At 64.9% G+C, this 16019-nt stretch carries 13 protein-coding genes, 1 tRNA gene and 1 pseudogene; 9 read left to right on the forward strand and 6 right to left on the reverse strand.

Going from position 1 to position 16019, the window contains the following annotated elements:
• Genes NUW87_RS01665 through NUW87_RS11735 form a run of 5 tightly spaced genes read left to right on the forward strand, consistent with a single transcriptional unit; the run spans position 1 to position 6129 of the window.
• A complete protein-coding gene (locus tag NUW87_RS01665) occupies positions 1-1311 on the forward strand; it encodes a DEAD/DEAH box helicase (protein ID WP_269026979.1) in 1311 nt (436 codons plus the stop codon).
• 17 nt (positions 1312-1328) lie between these two features.
• The gene (locus NUW87_RS01670; RefSeq protein WP_269026980.1) at positions 1329-2723 is read left to right on the forward strand and encodes a hemolysin family protein; all 1395 of its coding nucleotides are present in this window, start codon (positions 1329-1331) and stop codon (positions 2721-2723) included.
• Positions 2720-3772: a hemolysin family protein gene (locus NUW87_RS01675; RefSeq protein WP_269026981.1), complete on the forward strand. Its 1053-nt coding sequence runs from the start codon at positions 2720-2722 to the stop codon at positions 3770-3772. The genes NUW87_RS01670 and NUW87_RS01675 overlap by 4 nt, the downstream gene beginning before the upstream one ends.
• Positions 3772-4629 carry a 3-methyladenine DNA glycosylase gene (locus NUW87_RS01680; protein WP_269026982.1) on the forward strand — a complete coding sequence of 286 codons (858 nt, stop codon included), beginning with the start codon at positions 3772-3774 and terminating at the stop codon, positions 4627-4629. Before NUW87_RS01675 ends, NUW87_RS01680 begins: the two co-directional genes overlap by 1 nt.
• Positions 4630-4677: 48 nt before the next feature.
• Positions 4678-6129, forward strand: a complete 1452-nt coding sequence (locus NUW87_RS11735; protein WP_269026983.1) for a vWA domain-containing protein — start codon at positions 4678-4680, stop codon at positions 6127-6129.
• Positions 6130-6314: 185 nt separating this feature from the next.
• Here NUW87_RS11735 and NUW87_RS01690 read toward each other — a convergent pair whose 3' ends face one another.
• The 5 genes from NUW87_RS01690 to secA2 form a co-directional block, all read right to left on the reverse strand.
• On the reverse strand, positions 6315-6872 hold the full coding sequence (locus NUW87_RS01690; protein ID WP_034999379.1) for a MerR family transcriptional regulator: 558 nt from the start codon (positions 6870-6872) through the stop codon (positions 6315-6317).
• Positions 6873-6999: 127 nt separating this feature from the next.
• Positions 7000-7560 (reverse strand): bifunctional nuclease domain-containing protein, encoded by a 561-nt coding sequence (locus tag NUW87_RS01695; RefSeq protein WP_269026984.1) that lies wholly within the window; start codon positions 7558-7560, stop codon positions 7000-7002.
• Positions 7560-8321 (reverse strand): transcriptional regulator FtsR, encoded by a 762-nt coding sequence (ftsR, locus tag NUW87_RS01700; RefSeq protein ID WP_377734526.1) that lies wholly within the window; start codon positions 8319-8321, stop codon positions 7560-7562. Before ftsR ends, NUW87_RS01695 begins: the two co-directional genes overlap by 1 nt.
• 20 nt (positions 8322-8341) lie before the next feature.
• On the reverse strand, positions 8342-8767 hold the full coding sequence (gene odhI / locus NUW87_RS01705; protein WP_034999061.1) for an oxoglutarate dehydrogenase inhibitor Odhl: 426 nt from the start codon (positions 8765-8767) through the stop codon (positions 8342-8344).
• Between the two features lie 87 nt (positions 8768-8854).
• Positions 8855-11146 carry an accessory Sec system translocase SecA2 gene (secA2, locus tag NUW87_RS01710; RefSeq protein ID WP_269026985.1) on the reverse strand — a complete coding sequence of 764 codons (2292 nt, stop codon included), beginning with the start codon at positions 11144-11146 and terminating at the stop codon, positions 8855-8857.
• A 109-nt stretch (positions 11147-11255) separates the two neighbouring features.
• Here secA2 and NUW87_RS01715 point away from each other — a divergent pair, with 109 nt between their 5' ends.
• From NUW87_RS01715 to NUW87_RS01725, 3 genes are all read left to right on the forward strand, one after another.
• Entirely contained in the window at positions 11256-12482 is a 1227-nt protein-coding gene (locus NUW87_RS01715; RefSeq protein ID WP_269026986.1) for a bifunctional alpha/beta hydrolase/OsmC family protein, read from the forward strand.
• Positions 12482-12880: a YchJ family protein gene (locus NUW87_RS01720; RefSeq protein ID WP_269026987.1), complete on the forward strand. Its 399-nt coding sequence runs from the start codon at positions 12482-12484 to the stop codon at positions 12878-12880. The genes NUW87_RS01715 and NUW87_RS01720 overlap by 1 nt, the downstream gene beginning before the upstream one ends.
• Before the next feature lie 97 nt (positions 12881-12977).
• A tRNA-Pro gene (locus NUW87_RS01725) sits at positions 12978-13051 on the forward strand.
• Between the two features lie 60 nt (positions 13052-13111).
• Here the strand turns inward: NUW87_RS01725 and NUW87_RS01730 are convergent.
• Positions 13112-13234: pseudogene (locus NUW87_RS01730) on the reverse strand (glutathione-dependent formaldehyde dehydrogenase); the annotation flags it as partial.
• 122 nt (positions 13235-13356) lie between these two features.
• Between NUW87_RS01730 and NUW87_RS01735 the strand changes: the two are divergent.
• Complete coding sequence (locus NUW87_RS01735; protein WP_269026988.1) at positions 13357-15969, forward strand: type I restriction-modification system subunit M; 2613 nt, start codon at positions 13357-13359, stop codon at positions 15967-15969.
• Positions 15970-16019: the final 50 nt, after the last annotated feature.

Below are 16019 nucleotides of genomic sequence, written 5' to 3' on the forward strand. Positions count from 1 at the left end.
ATGACTACTTTCGCCGACCTCGGTTTGCCCCGGGCCATTGTCAACGTCTTGAGCAAGCAGGGCATCACCGAACCCTTCCCCATCCAAAAGGCGGCGATCCCCGACGCGCTCGCCGGCCAGGACGTGCTCGGCCGCGGGCCGACGGGCTCCGGCAAGACGTTCACGTTCGGTCTGCCCATGCTGGCGCGCCTCACCGGCGCGCCGAGCACCCCGGGCCACCCGCGCGGGCTGGTGCTGGCGCCGACGCGTGAACTCGCCGCACAGATCCGCGAGCGCCTCGAAGACCCGGCGGCCGCGCTGGGTCTGCGCGTGCTCGACGTCGTGGGCGGAGTGAACATCAACCACCACATCCGCTCCCTGGCCTCTCCGGTGGACCTGCTTGTGGCCACCCCCGGCCGGGCCGAGGACCTGATCAACCAGAAAAAGCTTTTCTTCGACGCAGTGGAGATCACCGCGCTCGACGAGGCGGACCAGATGGCAGACATGGGCTTTTTGCCGCAGGTGCGCAAGCTTTTGGACCGCACCCCGAAAGACGGCCAACGCCTGCTGTTTTCCGCCACCCTCGACGGGGACGTGGAAAAGCTCATCACCCGCTACATGCACGATCCCGTGACCCACTCCACCGCCCCAGTGCAGGCCGCGGTGGACACGATGGACCACTACCGCCTCCTGGTGGGCGGCCGCGAGGAACGCAACGAGATCGCCCTGCAGATCGCCGCGCGCGAGGGCAAGACGATCATGTTTATGCGCACGAAGCACGGCGTGGACCGCCAGGTGAAGAAACTGCGCCGCGCTGGCATCCACGCCCAGGGCCTGCACGGCGACAAGGGCCAGGGTGCGCGCACCCGCGCACTGGAGGGCTTCGCCGACGGCTCCACCCCAGTGTTGGTCGCGACAGATATTGCCGCGCGCGGCATCGACGTCGACGACGTCTCCCTGGTCGTGCACGTTGACCCGCCCGCGGAGCACAAGGCCTACCTGCACCGAGCCGGCCGCACGGCGCGCGCGGGCACGTCCGGCACCGTGGTCACACTCGTGATGGACGACCAAACCAAGGAAGTTGCGCAGCTTTTGCGCAAGGCTGGCGTTAACGCGCCCGAGGTTCGGGTGGCTCCGCTGTCGGAATCCTTAGTTACAATCACCGGTGCACGCAAACCGGAAGGCGCGCCACTTCCTCCGCCGGGCCAGCCCCGGCGGACCAAGAAGCCCGCTGCCTCCGGCAACCGGAGCCGCAATGCTAACCGCGGCCGCGGAAACAACCGCAGCCGCGCTCGCCGCTCAGACCGAAGTCGAAGGAGCAACGGCCGCTAAGGCACAGACCACCATCCATGGACATATTCTTATCCATTCTCGCCCTGCTGGCGTTCGTGGTGCTCACCGCGTCGACCGGGCTTTTCGTCGCAATCGAATTTGCCATGACCGGCCTGGAGCGGTCCACGATTGAAACTCACGTCAAAGAGCGCGGCGACGGCACGGCGCGTGCGATTGCGCGCGACCATGCGAACCTCTCGTTCGTCCTTTCCGGCGCGCAGTTGGGCATCACGGTGACCACACTCGCCGCCGGTTTCCTGGCGGAGCCGGTGCTGGGCAAGTTCTTTACTCCGGCGCTGGAACTCATCGGCCTTTCCGCGAACGCGTCCACCACCGTCGCGCTCGTCCTCGCACTGATTGTGGCGACGTTTTTGTCCATGGTGTTCGGTGAGTTGGTGCCGAAAAACGTCGCTATCACGGACCCGCTGAACACGGCCCGCACTGTGGTGCGCCCGGTGCACTACTTCAACACGGCAACCAAGCCGTTCATCCTGTTCCTCAACACCGCCGCGAACTGGGTCGTGCGCAAGATGGGCATCGAGCCTGCCGACGAGCTCGCCTCCGCCCGTTCCTCCCAAGAGTTGGGGGCGATGGTCCGCAACTCCGCTGAGGCGGGTGGCCTGGACGCGGCAACAGCGGCGGTGATCGACCGCTCGCTTCGCTTCGGCGAGACCACCGCCGAAGAGGTGATGACGCCGCGCTCCACCATCGACTCCTTGGATGCCGACGAGACGGTCGCGGACCTGATCACCCTCGCGCGCGAAACCGGCCACTCCCGCTTCCCGGTGCGTCGCGGCGACTTGGACGACACCCTCGGCGTGGTCCACATCAAGGACGCCTTTTCGGTCCCGCACGAGTTGCGCTCCACAACGAAGCTGGCCTCCCTTGCCCGTCGCGTGCCGTTCGTGCCGGGCACTCTCGACGGTGACTCTGTGCTCAATCGTGTCCGCTCCGCCGGATCCCAGGTGGTGCTGGTGGCCGACGAGTACGGCGGTACCCAGGGACTGGTGACCATCGAGGACCTTGTCGAGGAAATCCTCGGCGAGGTCTACGACGAGTACGACGACCAGGAAAGCGAAAAGGACTTCACCCGCTTCGGCACGTCCTGGGAAGTCGCGGGATTGGTGCGCTTGGACGAGTTGGAGGAACGCACCGGTTTCGCAGCAGTGGACGGACCTTACGAAACCCTCGGCGGGCTGATCATGGCCACGTTGGGGCGCATCCCCGAGCTTGGTGACGAGGTTGTGCTGCGCACCGCTTCCGCGGCGAACTTCAAGGAGGAGCTGCAGTCCGGCGGCGCCGGCAACTGGCTCGCGCAGGTCTCCGAGATGGACGGCCGCCGCATCGACCGCGCACTGCTGCGGCCTGTTCCTCCCGAGCAAGATGCAGGAGAGGCGGTGGACGCCAAGTGAGTATCTGGCTAGCCGTCCTACTGATCGTCGCGCTGCTCGCCGCCAACGCGTTTTTCGTGGCCACCGAGTTCGCCCTGGTCTCCTCGCGAAAGGACCGCCTGGAATCCCTGGTCGCGCAGGGCAAACCCAAGGCTGAGGGCGTGCTCTACGCTACCGAGCATCTTTCGATCTACCTCGCCGGCGCGCAGTTCGGCATCACCGTGGCGTCGCTGATTCTGGGCAAGGTGGCCGAGCCCGCCATCGCCTCCTACATCGAGGCTCCCTTTACGGCCCTGGGCATGCCCGCTGACCTGCTGCACCCAGTCGCCTTCGTCATCGCCCTGCTTATCATTTCGTTTTTGCACATCTTGTTTGGAGAGATGGTGCCGAAAAACTTGGCCATCGCGGGCCCGGAGAGCATGGCCATGTGGCTGACGCCGGCGATGACGCTGTGGATGAAGCTCACGCGCCCCCTGCTGGAGTTCCTCAACTGGGTCGCGCGCAAGACACTGCAGCTGTTCGGCATCGAGCAGCGCGATGAGCTGGAGTCCACCGTGGACCAGGAGCAGCTGGCCACCATGATTCAGGAGTCGCGCGAGGAGGGCCTCCTGGACGCCGAGGAGACGGTCCGCCTGGCCAAGGCGTTGCGCCAGGATTCCCGCCAACTGAAGGAAGCCATGATCCCCCTCTCTCAGGTCACCACCATCCCGTACGACCCACGCGGCATCCGCCTCTCCGTCATCGAACAGGCGGTGCAAGACACCGGCTATTCCCGCTTCCCCGTCCGCATCGACGCCAGTTCGCTGGCGGGCTACGTCCACGTCAAGGACATCCTCGACCTTATGGAGTTCCCGCAAGGCGACCCGCGGGTCTCGCTCAAGCGCATCCGCCCGCTGAGCACTGTCGAGGCCACCCAGTCCATGGATGACGCGCTTGCACAGCTGCACCGCCGCTCCGCGCACATGGCGGAGGTGCACGACAACGGCAAGCTTGTTGGCGTGGTCGCCTTGGAGGACCTCATCGAGGAATACGTGGGCACAGTCTCCGACTGGACGCACGAGGGCGAATAATGCAGGTGCTCGCGCCCGAGGAATACCTGCCGCGCATGAAGGCACACGCCGCCCGCGCCGAGCGGTGGACCGCACCGAGGGTGGCGCGCCGGGCGCGCGGCCAGTACCACCCCGTGTGGGACTTCCTCTTCGATTATTACCCGCAGCGCCCCGCCCACCTGAAGCGGTGGCACCCGGGTGTCGGTGTTGCGCTCGAAGACGCCGCCACGCTCCCCCACGCCGGTTGGCGCGACTATGTCTGCGACGAAGACACAGTGCTTCTCGACGTCCAAAGGTTTCTCACCCACCGCCGCCACGACGTGGAGGAGGCGGCGGCGATCCTTCGGTCCGTCGATAAGCGAGAAGCCCATTTCGACTGCTTCGGCATGCATGAATGGGCAATGGTGTACCGCACCGACAACCCGCGCCACAGCCTGCCGCTGCGGCTCGGGGCTGAGGGCACGAACAAGGTAGTCGAGTCGCACAACGTGAAGTGCACGCATTTCGACGCCTTCCGTTTTTTCACCCCCGCGGCGCGGCCGCTGAACCTCACCGTGCTCACCCGCGAGGGGCAAGCCGACAACGACCAGGCAGGATGCGTGCACGTGAGCATGGACCTGTACAAGTGGGCGATGAAGCTCGGACCTTTAGTTCCAGGCGAGCTGCTCATGGATTGTTTCGAGCTCGCCGCCGACGCTCGCAGGCTGGACATGGAGGCCTCCCCGTACGACTGCCGGGGTTTGGGCTTCGGCGTTGTGGCCGTGGAAACGCCTGAGGGTAAGGCCGAGTACGTCGCCCGCCAGCGCGAACTCAGCCGCCGCGCACAACCGCTGCGCCAGCGGCTTGTCGCGGTCATCGACGCCGCCTATGACGGCTAGACTCGAAGACGGTTTTCACTCGTTCGATCGATAAAGGCGGCGATTCCGGTGGCGAAGCACGCAAGCGGCAAAAACAACTACAGGCTGTCCGGAGAGCTCATCGCCTTACTGGTGGTGCTGGCCCTGATCGCAGCCGCCGTTATCTGGTGGCTGTCTACGCGCGGTGAGGACGCCGGCAGTGCTGAGGCGCAGCCGGAGGACTGCGTTGCGGGCGAACTGGTGCTTCCTGTTGCGGCCTCCGACAAGGGGGCGGGCCAATCGCTTGTCGACGCCTACGGTGCGTCCTCCCCCGTCGTCCGCGACTACTGCGTGAAGCCCCAGCTGGTGGATTCCGTCGCTGACGCTGCAGTTTTTGTTGCACCGAACACGACGGTGACGCACCAGTCGCTGGAAAGCGCCGGCCGCACGCCCGCCGTGTCCGATGCGCAGCCCGCGTACAGCGAAACCGTCGGCGTGGCAGGCAAGGACGAAGTCAAGCTCGAAGACCTGACTCCGGACAAACTCCGCTTCGCCGTCTCTGAGGAATCCGCCGCCTCGGCACTGGTGGCGTCTCAGGTGGCTGGCAACGACAACGACGCCGTGAAGGCGCTGACCGAGCAGCGCATCGCCAGCGCATCAGAGCTCAACGCCGACGCCGGCGAGTACCTCGCCACCGCCGAGGACGCCGTGCCGGAGGGTCTGAAGTTCACCCCGGTCGGTGCTGACGCCGTCTACACCGCGTTCCCACTGAACCAGAACGACAAGGTCGACGAGAACCAGGCCCGCGCCGGCCAGGACTTCGCCCGCTTCGCCTCCGAGCGCTTCGACGGCTCCGCTAAGGACCAGCCGGCCGTCTCCGACCTGGTCTGGGCCGCAGCACTACCCGCTGGCGGCGAGGCCATCACCGCGGACGAAAAGGAGGACAGCGACGCACGAAACGCCGCCGATGCGGACAAGGCGGCGGACGAAGCCGGTTCCAACGTCGCCGCCCTGCAGCCAGAGAACACGCTGTTTCTACTGGACACCTCCGACGCGATGAGCCCGTACATCCAGCCGGCGAAGGACGCAATCGCGAACACCGCGCTCGAGCTCGGCGCCCAGGGCAAACAGGTCGGACTATGGAACTACTCCTCCCCGCTGAACCCGGGTGTTGTCGTGGGCTACCGCCAGAACATCACGGTCTCCCCCGATGCTGACTCCGTTGCAGTGGCAGTGCGTCGCTTCCTCACTGGTGGTGTGCCACAGACTCGCCAGGCAGTTGAAGCCGCCGCGGGTGCCTATGGCACCGGGGATGCGAAAACCCGCATCGTCCTGGTTACCACTGGCACGGCAGATGCCGGCGACGACAAGGCCTTCGAAGATGCAGTTCGCGGTGCCGCCGGTGACAAGGTGGAGTTCACCGTTGTCCGCGTCGGCGAGGGTGAGGCGGACCGGGCGGTCGAGGCCCTTTCCGCCAAGGCTGTCGACGCTGCGCAGGCCGACGCCATCGAGGGCGCCGTGAAGCAGGCTTCCGGCCTGTAGGTTCCCGGCTCCCCCGGATGCCCTGGCCGGCCCTGCGTCACAGACCCTGGGAGGCATACCCTGGGAGCGTGTCAAAATCGAGCGAACCCAGGCTCTGCCTCCCAGGGTTTGTGGGGCGGGAGCATAGAAAAAACCCGGGCTGGTGGGAGTGATCCCAGCCCGGGCCTTGAAGGTCTGTGTGCCTCTTAAGAGGTCTTGCGACGGCGGCGGTCCGCCAGCTCGTCGAAGCCGATGACGTTGTCTGCACCGTCGTCGATCACGCGCTCCGACGGGAACGCGGAGATGGTGCCGGTCAGTTCCTTCATAATCTGCGGCACAGCGATGCCGAACACGCCCTGTCCCCCGCCGAGAAGGTCGATGATCTCCTCGTTGGAGCGGCACTCGTAGACGGTTACGCCATCCGAGACGAGGGTGATCTCGGCGATGTCGGAGACACCGCGGTCGCGCAGCTTATCCACTGCGAGGCGGATGTTCTGCAGCGAGATGCCGGTGTCGAGCAGGCCCTTGACAATCTTCAGAACCAGGATGTCCTTGAACGAATACAGACGCTGGGAGCCGGAGCCCTTGGCGCCGCGGATGGACGGGCGCACCAGGCCGGTACGTGCCCAGTAGTCGAGCTGACGGTAGGTGATGCCGGCGACCTGGCAGGCGATTGGCACGCGGTAGCCGACTTCGTCGGACGGGCCGACGTCGAAAAGCGATTCCTGCACAGCGTCGAACAGGCCGTCCTGATTTTCCTCGATGATGCTCACGTAATTACTCCCATGAAAGTTAGCTCGAAGCCTAATGACTATTAAAGGGTAAGCATACGCAGCCGGTCAATAGTCACATGCGTAACACGCCGAAACTCTCAAGGAATACTTGAGGGTTTTACTCCTCTTCGGGGGTGCCCTCCTCTAAATCCGAGTCCTCCACGCCGAGGCTGCGCATCAACGCCTCAAAGTCCGCGTCCGCTTGGGCGTCGCCGCTAGCGGATGCGGGCTCATCGGTGAAACCCTCAACTTCGATCTCCGCCTGCAGGTAGCGCTCGGCATCCTCCTGCGACAAAAATACTGAGGCATGGGCGGCGACCGTGTCGTCGACAGTCAGCTCCATGTCCAACTCGCTGGCTAAAAGCAGCGCATCCGAGGCACGCAGATCAATCTCGGTGCCACCGTAGAGCGTCAGCGTGGCCATGAACGTGCCGTCGACGTAGCTGGACAGCTCAAGCCCCTCGGCGCCGCTTGTGGACGTTCGGATGATCTCGGCCATTGCGTCGACGGGACGCGGGCGGCTCGGGGCCCACCCGTCCAGGCGGGCGGCCAGCTCAGCGCCCTCCATCGGCGGCAGCCACACGGGGATGCACCTCCCGTTCGTGGGCCGCTGGAGCAACGCGCACAGAAAATCTTCCGGGCCGACCGGAAACACGCCAATGAGGTTGACGGCCTCCATTAGCTCCCCAGCTGCTTGCGCAGCTCGTTCTTCACCAGCGACGCGTGCAGGGACACCACCAGCGCGGACATCTGCTGGCCAATCTCCTCGGCCTTCTGCTTCGCGGTGACCTTGCCCGATTTCGACACCGGTTCCGCGACCTGGTTGATCATGTCTGCCTGGCGGGCAGCCGCCGTGCGCAGCGTTTTCAGGTGGCGGGCGTCAAAGCCGAACTCGGACAGCGACAGCGCGGTGGTGACGGTACGAACGTCGTCGGCCGTGAACAGCCCGGCAGCATCCGGGGTGATCAGGCCGACCTTGATGTACTCCTCCACAGTGGACGGATCCGCCTGGGCCTGCTCCGCCACGTCCGTGTCGGTCAGCTGCGTCGCTGCCGGTGCACGGAAGTTCTCCGGGGAGATCATCGGCTCGGACTCGCCCGCGGAAAGGATCGCGGTGACGTGGCCCGAGTCCATCGCCTCGAGCTGCTCGCGGATCACCTTCAGCGGCAGGTAGTTGTCTCGCTGCGTGACCAGGATGTAGCGCAGACGCTCCACGTCTTCCTCGGTGAAGCGGCGGTAGCCGGAGGCGGTGCGCTGCGGCGTGATGAGCCCTTCGGACTCGAGGAAGCGGATCTTGGAGACGGTCACGTCCGGAAACTCGGTGCGCAGACGTTCAAGCACCACGCCGATGGACATCGTCTTCGCGGTCTTGGTTGCCTTGGCGGCCTTTGCCGGCTTCGCGGGGGTAGCGGCAGGTGCCGTCTGACGGATTGCGCTCACGTGATCGAACTCTTCTCTAACTAGTTGCCGGCGGTGATGAAGACCAGACGGAATTTACCAATCTGGATTTCGTCGCCGTTGGTCAGCTCCTGGGAGTTACGCGGCTCGCGGTTGACGTAGGTGCCGTTGAGCGAGCCCACATCCACGACTTCGTAGCCGCCGTCGTTGCGGCGGAACTCTGCGTGACGACGAGACACGGTCACGTCGTCGAGGAAGATGTCCGCCTCCGGGTGGCGGCCTGCGGTGGTGGAATCCTGGTCCAGCAGGAAGCGCGCACCGGCGTTCGGGCCGCGCTTGACTACAAGGAGCGCCTCCCCATCCGACAGCTGGTCTGCACCGGCGGCGGTGTCCGCAGACGTCGCAGCTCCGGACTCCATCTCCTTGAGCAGGTCTGCGCGGAATACCGAGGTGGTTTCGACCTGGTTCTGCGGCGTGTTGTCGCTCATGGGTAACTCCTGACTTTCGAGTCGTGGTTGAGATCTCTCGCCATAATAGCGTCCGGCCCGCCCGAAGGGGCGGCTACCGGAGAATGCCTAGCGGAAAATGTTGCCGATTCCGGAAATCACGGAGTTGCCGGAACCCGCCAACGGGTTATCGGAGACCATGTATGTCCACGTCGCGCTCGGACGCCTCCACCCTGCATCCGCCAGGTGCGCGCCGTCGGCGTCGATGTCCACCGAAACGAAAGTTTCCACCGCCGCGGCGACCGCGCGGTTGGCCAGGTCCTTGAACTCGCGCACGGCGATGCGGTGGTATTCGTCGATCGGCGTTTCGCGGGCGATGGCGCGCAGGTGGATGGATTCGCGGACGTCGTCCATCAGCGCCAAGTGCTCGGACCACTCCGCGTCCAGGTGGAACAGCATGATCTCCCGTGCTGCCTGCTCGAGCACCTCCTGTGGCAGGTGCGAAAGCTCGGCGGCGCGTTGCGGGGAGCGCTCAGACAGCTCGCGCCAGGCGGTGTCGGTGTCCAGCAGGGCGGCGCGGCGCTCGTCCAGGATGTCTCGGTGGTCCGCCAGCAGCTTGTTGTACTTCCAGGTCTGGGAGTGGATCTCCAGCAGCTGGCCTTCGGTGACGCGCTGGCAGTGCTCGATAAAGTGCTGCGCGCGGTTACCCGTGATGCGGCCGTCCGGTTCCGGCTGGGCGGAAAACTGCTCGCCGTCACCGCCGGAGGTGACAATGTCGTCGTCGAGGGAGACGAAGAACACGCTCAATCCGGGGTCGCCCTGGCGGCCGGCGCGGCCGCGCAGCTGGTTGTCCAGGCGGGCGGTGCGGTGCCGCGCGGTGCCGATGACGGCCAGGCCGCCGAGCGAGGCCACCTTGTCGCGGTCGCGCTCATCTGCACCGCCCAGGCGGATGTCGGTGCCACGGCCCGCCATCTGCGTGGAGACGGTCACCCGCCCCACGTCGCCGGCCTCCGCGACAATGCGGGCTTCTTCCGCGTCGTTTTTCGCGTTGAGCACGTTGACCGCGATGCCTCGGGCCTCCAATGCCTCTGCCAAAGCCTCGGACTCCGCCACGTCGTGGGTTCCTACGAGTACCGGCTGGCCGGTGGAGTTGATGCGCGCGATCTCGTCGACGATTGCCGAGTTCTTCTCCTCCATCGTCGCGTAGATCCGGTCGGCTTCGTCGAAACGCTGCAGTTCGTTGGCGCGATCGATCACAGACACGTGCAGGCCATAGAAGCTGCGCAGCTGGTCGGTCGCTTCGACGGCGGTGCCGGTCATGCCGCACACCAGCGGGTAGCGGCGCATGAGCGCCTGCAGGGTGATGGAGTCCAGGATGCGTCCGCCTTCGGACACGTCCAGCCCCTCCTTGGATTCCACCGCGGCCTGCAGGCCGTCGGGCCAGCGTTGCAGCTCCGCCACGCGCCCGCGGGAGGCGTCCACGAGCGCGACCTTGCCGTCGTCGACGATGTAGTGGACATCCCGGATCAGCAGCGCCTTCGCGTGCAGTGCCAGATTCACACGCACGAGAGTCGTGCCGATGTGCTCGTCGGAGTACAGCGAGTCAATCCCCAGCAGGCGCTCCACCTTCTTCGCCCCGTTATCGGTGAGGAAGGCGTTTCGCCCGTCCGCGTCGATGGTGTAGTCGGTTTCCTCGTCCAGCTTCGACACGGCCTCGGTGATCTGGCCGGTGGCCTGCTTCGACCCTTCCGAACCGGCGAGGACGAGCGGCACGAGAGCTTCGTCCACAAGCACGCTGTCGGCCTCATCGACGAGCGCGACGTCTGCAGGCGGCTGCACGGTCTGCTCGCGGGAGGTGATCTGGTTGTCGCGCAAGTGGTCGAAGCCGATTTCGGTCACCGGCGCGTAGATCACGTCGCTGCGGTACGCCGTGACGCGCTCTTCGCGTGTCGACGATTCCGTGACCGCCGCCACCGTCAACCCGAAGAACTCCACGAGCGGGCGCATCCACTCCGCATCGCGCGCGGCCAGGTAGTTGTTCACCGTGATCAGATGGACGCGCTTGCCCTGCAGCGCGAACCCGGTGGCGGCCATCGCGCCGACGAGCGTTTTGCCCTCGCCGGTGGCCATCTGGATCACGTCGCCCTCCAGCAGGCGCAGCACGGCCTGATTCTGCACCTCGAACGGCGTCATGCCCAGGGTGCGCTGGGAGGCGACGGAAAGACCGGCGAGAAAGCGCGGCTTGTCGGCGATGGCCCCGTCGCGCACGGTGGAGGCGACTGCGGAGGCGAGCGAAGCATCGTCGAGAAGCGAAAGCTCCTCGATTAACCCGTGTGCGTTGGCGACAACGGCTTTCGACTTCTTGTTGTTGCGCTCCGCAGTGGAGCCCATGGCCTTCCAGAACCAGTCAAACTTGCCCATAAGGGCTAAGAATAACGCCAACGTGCCAAACAGTTGGTGCGACGATTAGTCTTGCAGCGAAAGTAACCGTTGCGTTGAACCGCCGAGCCGCAGGAGGAAACGGCTACCCATGCTGTCTATGAACGTGAAAGTCCCGTCGTCCAAGGGCCACATGATGGCTGCGACCATCGACCGCCCCGACGGACCCGCGCAGGCCTACGCCATTTTCGCCCACTGCTTCGCCGGCTCCCGCCACACGCCCGGCGCCTCCCGCATTGCCAAGCGCCTGACCGAGCACGGCATTGCCACCCTGCGCTTCGACTTCCCCGGCCTGGGCCAGTCCGAGGGCGAGTTCAAGGACACCTCGTTTTCCGAGAACGTGGATGACATCGTCGCCGCTGCCCTGTGGCTGGAGGAGAACTACAAGGCCCCGCAGCTGCTCATGGGCCACTCCCTCGGCGGCGCCGCCACCCTGAAGGCCGCCACCCGCCCCGAGCTGAAGAAGATGATCAAGGCTGTGGCCACCGTCGGTGCGCCGTTCGACCCGGCGCACTCGGTGCTGCACTACGCCCACGCCATCGGTGAGGCTGATGCGAACGGCTCCGTTGGCGTGGTGCTCGGCGGCCGCGAGCTGACCATCTCGCGCGAGTTCCTCGAGGATCTGGCTGAGACCAACCCGGAGGAGTACCTGCCGAAACTGCGCAAGCCGCTGCTCGTCGTGCACTCGCCTATCGACGTCACCGTCGGCATCGACAACGCCCAGAACATCTTCTCCCTGGCGCGCTACCCCAAATCCCTGATGGCGCTGGACAAAGCGGACCACCTGCTCACCCGTCAGGGCACCGCGCAGCGCGCCGCAGACATCATCGGTTCCTGGGCGCAGCAATACATCCAGCCGCTGTTCGTCCCCGCGAAGACCACGGACACCAACGCCGTGTCCTACTCCGCGCGCGGCACGAAGTACGGCGACGTGGTGCGCACCTCCGACCGCGCGATCACCACCGACCGTTCCAAGAACACCGGCGGCAAGGGCCAGGGTGTCACTTCCACCGGCCTGTACATGTCCGCGCTCGCCGTCAGCTGCTCGCAGGCGGTGCGCGAGGCGGCCAAGGGCATGCAGCTTGACGACGTCCGCGTGGAAGTCAACCACAACGGCGACGGAACCTTCACCCGCCTGATCACCCTCTACGGAGACCTGACGGACGACGAGGTGGAGACCCTGCGCGCCGCAGGTGCATCCTCCACCGTGGACGGCTACGTGGCCAAGGGCGACATCGAAACGACTGCAGAGACCGCCTCGCTTGAGCGCCGACGCCGTCAGAACAAGCTCCACCGCGCGGAGCGCCTGGGCAAGTAATGGCTGAATCCGGGTTGTGGGCGGACGTGCGGGCCGTGTGCCCCTGCGGGCAGGGCCTGCCGTACGAGGCGTGCTGCGGGCGCTACATCGACGGCGCTGCCGCGGCGCCCACCGCTGAGACGCTGATGCGCTCGCGCTACACCGCCTACGTGCGTGGCGCGGGCTCCTACGTCGCGGAAACTTGGGCGGATGAGACGCGGCCGGCGGATCTGGCCGTGGACCCGTCCGGCGAGCCGTTTACCCGCCTCCAGTTACTGCACACCGCCGGCGGCGGGCCTTTCGACGGCGAGGGCGTAGTGGAGTTCGCTGCCCACCACCCCGGCGGGGTAATGCGGGAGCGCTCCCGCTTCGAGCGCCGCGCCGGGCGCTGGGTCTACGTCGACGGCGTAGTCCGCTAACCCTGGGGTGTCACCGGTGACTGTCTGGTGACCTGCCGGTTTTGGGTCCGTATGACAGTGCTGTAATATTTGCGCAGTTACCGTTTCGGTAGCGGATCGGGCTGTGGCGCAGTTTGGTAGCGCACCACACTGGGGGTGTGGGGGTCGCAGGTTCAAATCCTGTCAGTCCGACAAAGTGTGCAACCCCCGGCCTGAGCTGGGGGTTTATGCGTCGAAGCCCTCTTACAGCTTGGGCGCGGTGTGGGTGGTCAGATCCAAAACACCGAGCGGATCTGACGGGTCGTCCACCAGCGGGAGGAGGTCATCGGTCCAGTTGCGCACGTTGCACTGGCCCATCCGCATCTGCACCTGCTTGACTTCGTCTATATCTCCGGGCGCGGCCGCGCAGAGCCGCCTCTCCCCCATCGGCCTCCCCTGGCTGCACATCTCGGCGCGCGTCCCGAATTCCGGCGGGTGAGGCAATAGATTTGCTCGGTATGACTGACGTGCAGCGGCAACTTATGGACAAGCAAGCGCTCGCCCGAAAAGTGTGGACGGCAGCCAACCAGTTACGTGGCACCCTCGACGCCAACGACTACAAGGACTTCATTCTGGGGTTCATGTTTTACAAGTTCCTCTCTGAGAAAGAAGAGCAATTTTTCGCAGGTCGCGGTCTGCCCCGTGAGCAGTGGCCGGAGAGGTTGATCGACGGCAACACCCGCGTGGTCGAGATGGCGAAGTCCAACATCGGCTACTTCATCTCCCACGACGACCTATTCTCCACGTGGGTTGATAAGGGCGGGGATCTTGCTACTTCCGACGTCCTCGACGGTCTCAACCACTTCGACCGCCATGTCGCTGAGTCCTATGAGGAGGTCTTCGGCGGAATTTTCGAGTCGTTCCAACGCTCAATTCCCATGCTCGGCACTGACGCGGGCGCGCGATCCCGCAAGCTCCGCCAGATTATCGGTGTGATTATTCAACTGCCCTCCGGCAGCGAGCCAGCCTACGACGTGCTCGGATTCGTCTACGAGTTCCTCATCGGGCAGTTCGCGGCGGGTGCGGGCAAAAAATCCGGCGAGTTCTACACCCCGCACCAGGTCGCGCTCGTCATGGCCGAGATTGTCGCGGAGCACCTCAAGGGGCGTGAAGATGTGGACGTCTACGACCCGACCTCCGGCTCGGCCTCGCTGCTGCTCAACATTGGCGAGTCCATCGCTCGGAGAAGCGGCGACGCTAACCGCGTGCGTTTTTACGCGCAAGAACTCAAAACCGACACCTACAACCTCACGCGTATGAACCTGGTCATGCGTGGTGTGCAGCCAGCCAACATCGTCACCAGAAACGCCGACTCTCTGGACCAGGACTGGCCCTACATCGATAAAAACGGCAACTACGACCTCTTGCGCGTGGACGCGGTGGTCTCTAACCCGCCGTACTCCGCGGAGTGGGACCGCGACCGCCACAAAGGCGACCCGCGTTTCAAATACGGCATGGCGCCCGCGAAGACCGCCGACTACGCCTTCCTGCTGCACGAGTTGTACCACCTGAAAGACGACGGCATTTTGACCATTGTTCTCCCCCACGGCGTGCTGTTCCGCGGTGGCGAGGAGGAGACAATCCGCCGAAATCTGGTGCAGAACAACCACATCGAAACCGTCATCGGGTTCCCACCGAACATCTTCTACGGCACGGGTATCGCCACGCTGGTCATGGTGCTGAAAAAGCAGCGCGGGACGGACACCGACGTGCTGTTTGTGGACGCCTCCAAGGAGTTCATCAAGGCCGGGACGAAGAACGAACTTCGTGCCCGGGACGTGCGCAAAATCGTCGACACCGTCACCAAGCGCACAACCATCGACGGCTACTCCCGGCTGGTGAGCCGCGAGGAGATTGAGGCCAACGACTTCAACCTCAATATCCCCCGCTACGTGGACTCGTCCGAGGCGCCGGAGACCTACGACATCTACTCCACGATGTTCGGCGGTGTCCCCAACTCCGAGATTGACGCACTAGACCGCTATTGGGAGGCGCTGCCGGGCCTGCGCGACGCACTGTTCGAGCGCGTCACCGACACCCACAGCCGAGTGAAGGTGGACGACGTCGACGCGGCGGTGGCGGGCCATAGCGCGGTCGCGGACTTCCGCGAGCGTTTCGCCGGGAAACTGCATGGCTTCGACGCCGACGCTACCGCGACGCTCCTGGAAAACCCCACGAAGGTGAACCCGGCCGTCGCCGAAAGCGAACTGCGCTTCAACCTGTTCGAGCGGCTGTCGGATACGACCCTCGTCGACCCCTACGAGGTGTATCAACTCTTCGCTGACTCCTGGGAGCAGACGGAAACGGACCTGGAGGTGCTTCGAGGCGAGGGCGTCGACGCGGTGCGCGCTGTCGACCCCAACATCGTGGTGAAGAAGAAGTCCGGCAAGGACACCGAGGTGCAAGATGGTTGGGTCGGCCGCGTCATCCCGTTCGAGTTGGCACAGTCTGTCCTCATGCCGGAGCGGCTAAGCGAGTTGGAAGAGGTCGAGCGCGGTCTTGCCGCCGCCACCGCCAGGCGCGACGAACTGTTCGCCGAGGTGGACGAGGAAGACTATGGCGAGGGCAAAGCGTCGATTACCAACGCCGCGGGTACTGCGTTCGCGCCTGCGGGGCTTGCCCGCAGGGTGACGGAACTGACCAAGGGCACCGAGCGCGACGAACACGACGAAGAACTCCTCGACGTGTTGCGCGAGGCGCTCGAAGAGGTCAACACCGCCAAGAAACTCACTGCCGAGAAGAAGCGACTCGCGCAAGAGTTGGACGACGAAACCAAGACGGCCATTGAGTCGCTCACTGACGATATGGCTCGTGACCTGCTGGAAGTCAAGTGGGTTTGCCGGGTGTTCGAGTCGTTCGGTGAGGTTGTGGACAAGGAATTGAACGCTCTTGTGAGCGAGGTTGAGCGTCTCGACGCGAAGTATGCGACCACGCTGGGCGAGGTTGAGGAGACGATTCAGTCCACCCAGCGGGAGTTGGCCGAGATGATGTCGAAGTTGCGCGGACCGGAGTCGGATATGGCCGGTATTGCCGCGCTTGTGGAGATGATGGGTGGTGAGGGACGTGCATAGCGATGAGGTTCGCGCCCCCGCCCTTCGTTTCGAGGGGTTCGAGGGTGAAT

The sequence above is a fragment of the Corynebacterium pilbarense genome, from assembly GCF_026930265.1.
Classification (GTDB): Bacteria; Actinomycetota; Actinomycetes; order Mycobacteriales; family Mycobacteriaceae; genus Corynebacterium; species Corynebacterium pilbarense.

Coding starts and splice junctions, on each gene's coding strand:
- NUW87_RS01665 (WP_269026979.1), top strand. CDS start 1: ATGACTACTTTCGCCGACCTCGGTTTGCCCCGGGCCATTGTCAACGTC.
- NUW87_RS01670 (WP_269026980.1), top strand. CDS start 1,329: ATGGACATATTCTTATCCATTCTCGCCCTGCTGGCGTTCGTGGTGCTC.
- NUW87_RS01680 (WP_269026982.1), top strand. CDS start 3,772: ATGCAGGTGCTCGCGCCCGAGGAATACCTGCCGCGCATGAAGGCACAC.
- NUW87_RS01695 (WP_269026984.1), bottom strand. CDS start 7,560: ATGGAGGCCGTCAACCTCATTGGCGTGTTTCCGGTCGGCCCGGAAGAT.
- odhI (WP_034999061.1), bottom strand. CDS start 8,767: ATGAGCGACAACACGCCGCAGAACCAGGTCGAAACCACCTCGGTATTC.
- secA2 (WP_269026985.1), bottom strand. CDS start 11,146: ATGGGCAAGTTTGACTGGTTCTGGAAGGCCATGGGCTCCACTGCGGAG.
- NUW87_RS01715 (WP_269026986.1), top strand. CDS start 11,256: ATGCTGTCTATGAACGTGAAAGTCCCGTCGTCCAAGGGCCACATGATG.
- NUW87_RS01720 (WP_269026987.1), top strand. CDS start 12,482: ATGGCTGAATCCGGGTTGTGGGCGGACGTGCGGGCCGTGTGCCCCTGC.
- NUW87_RS01735 (WP_269026988.1), top strand. CDS start 13,357: ATGACTGACGTGCAGCGGCAACTTATGGACAAGCAAGCGCTCGCCCGA.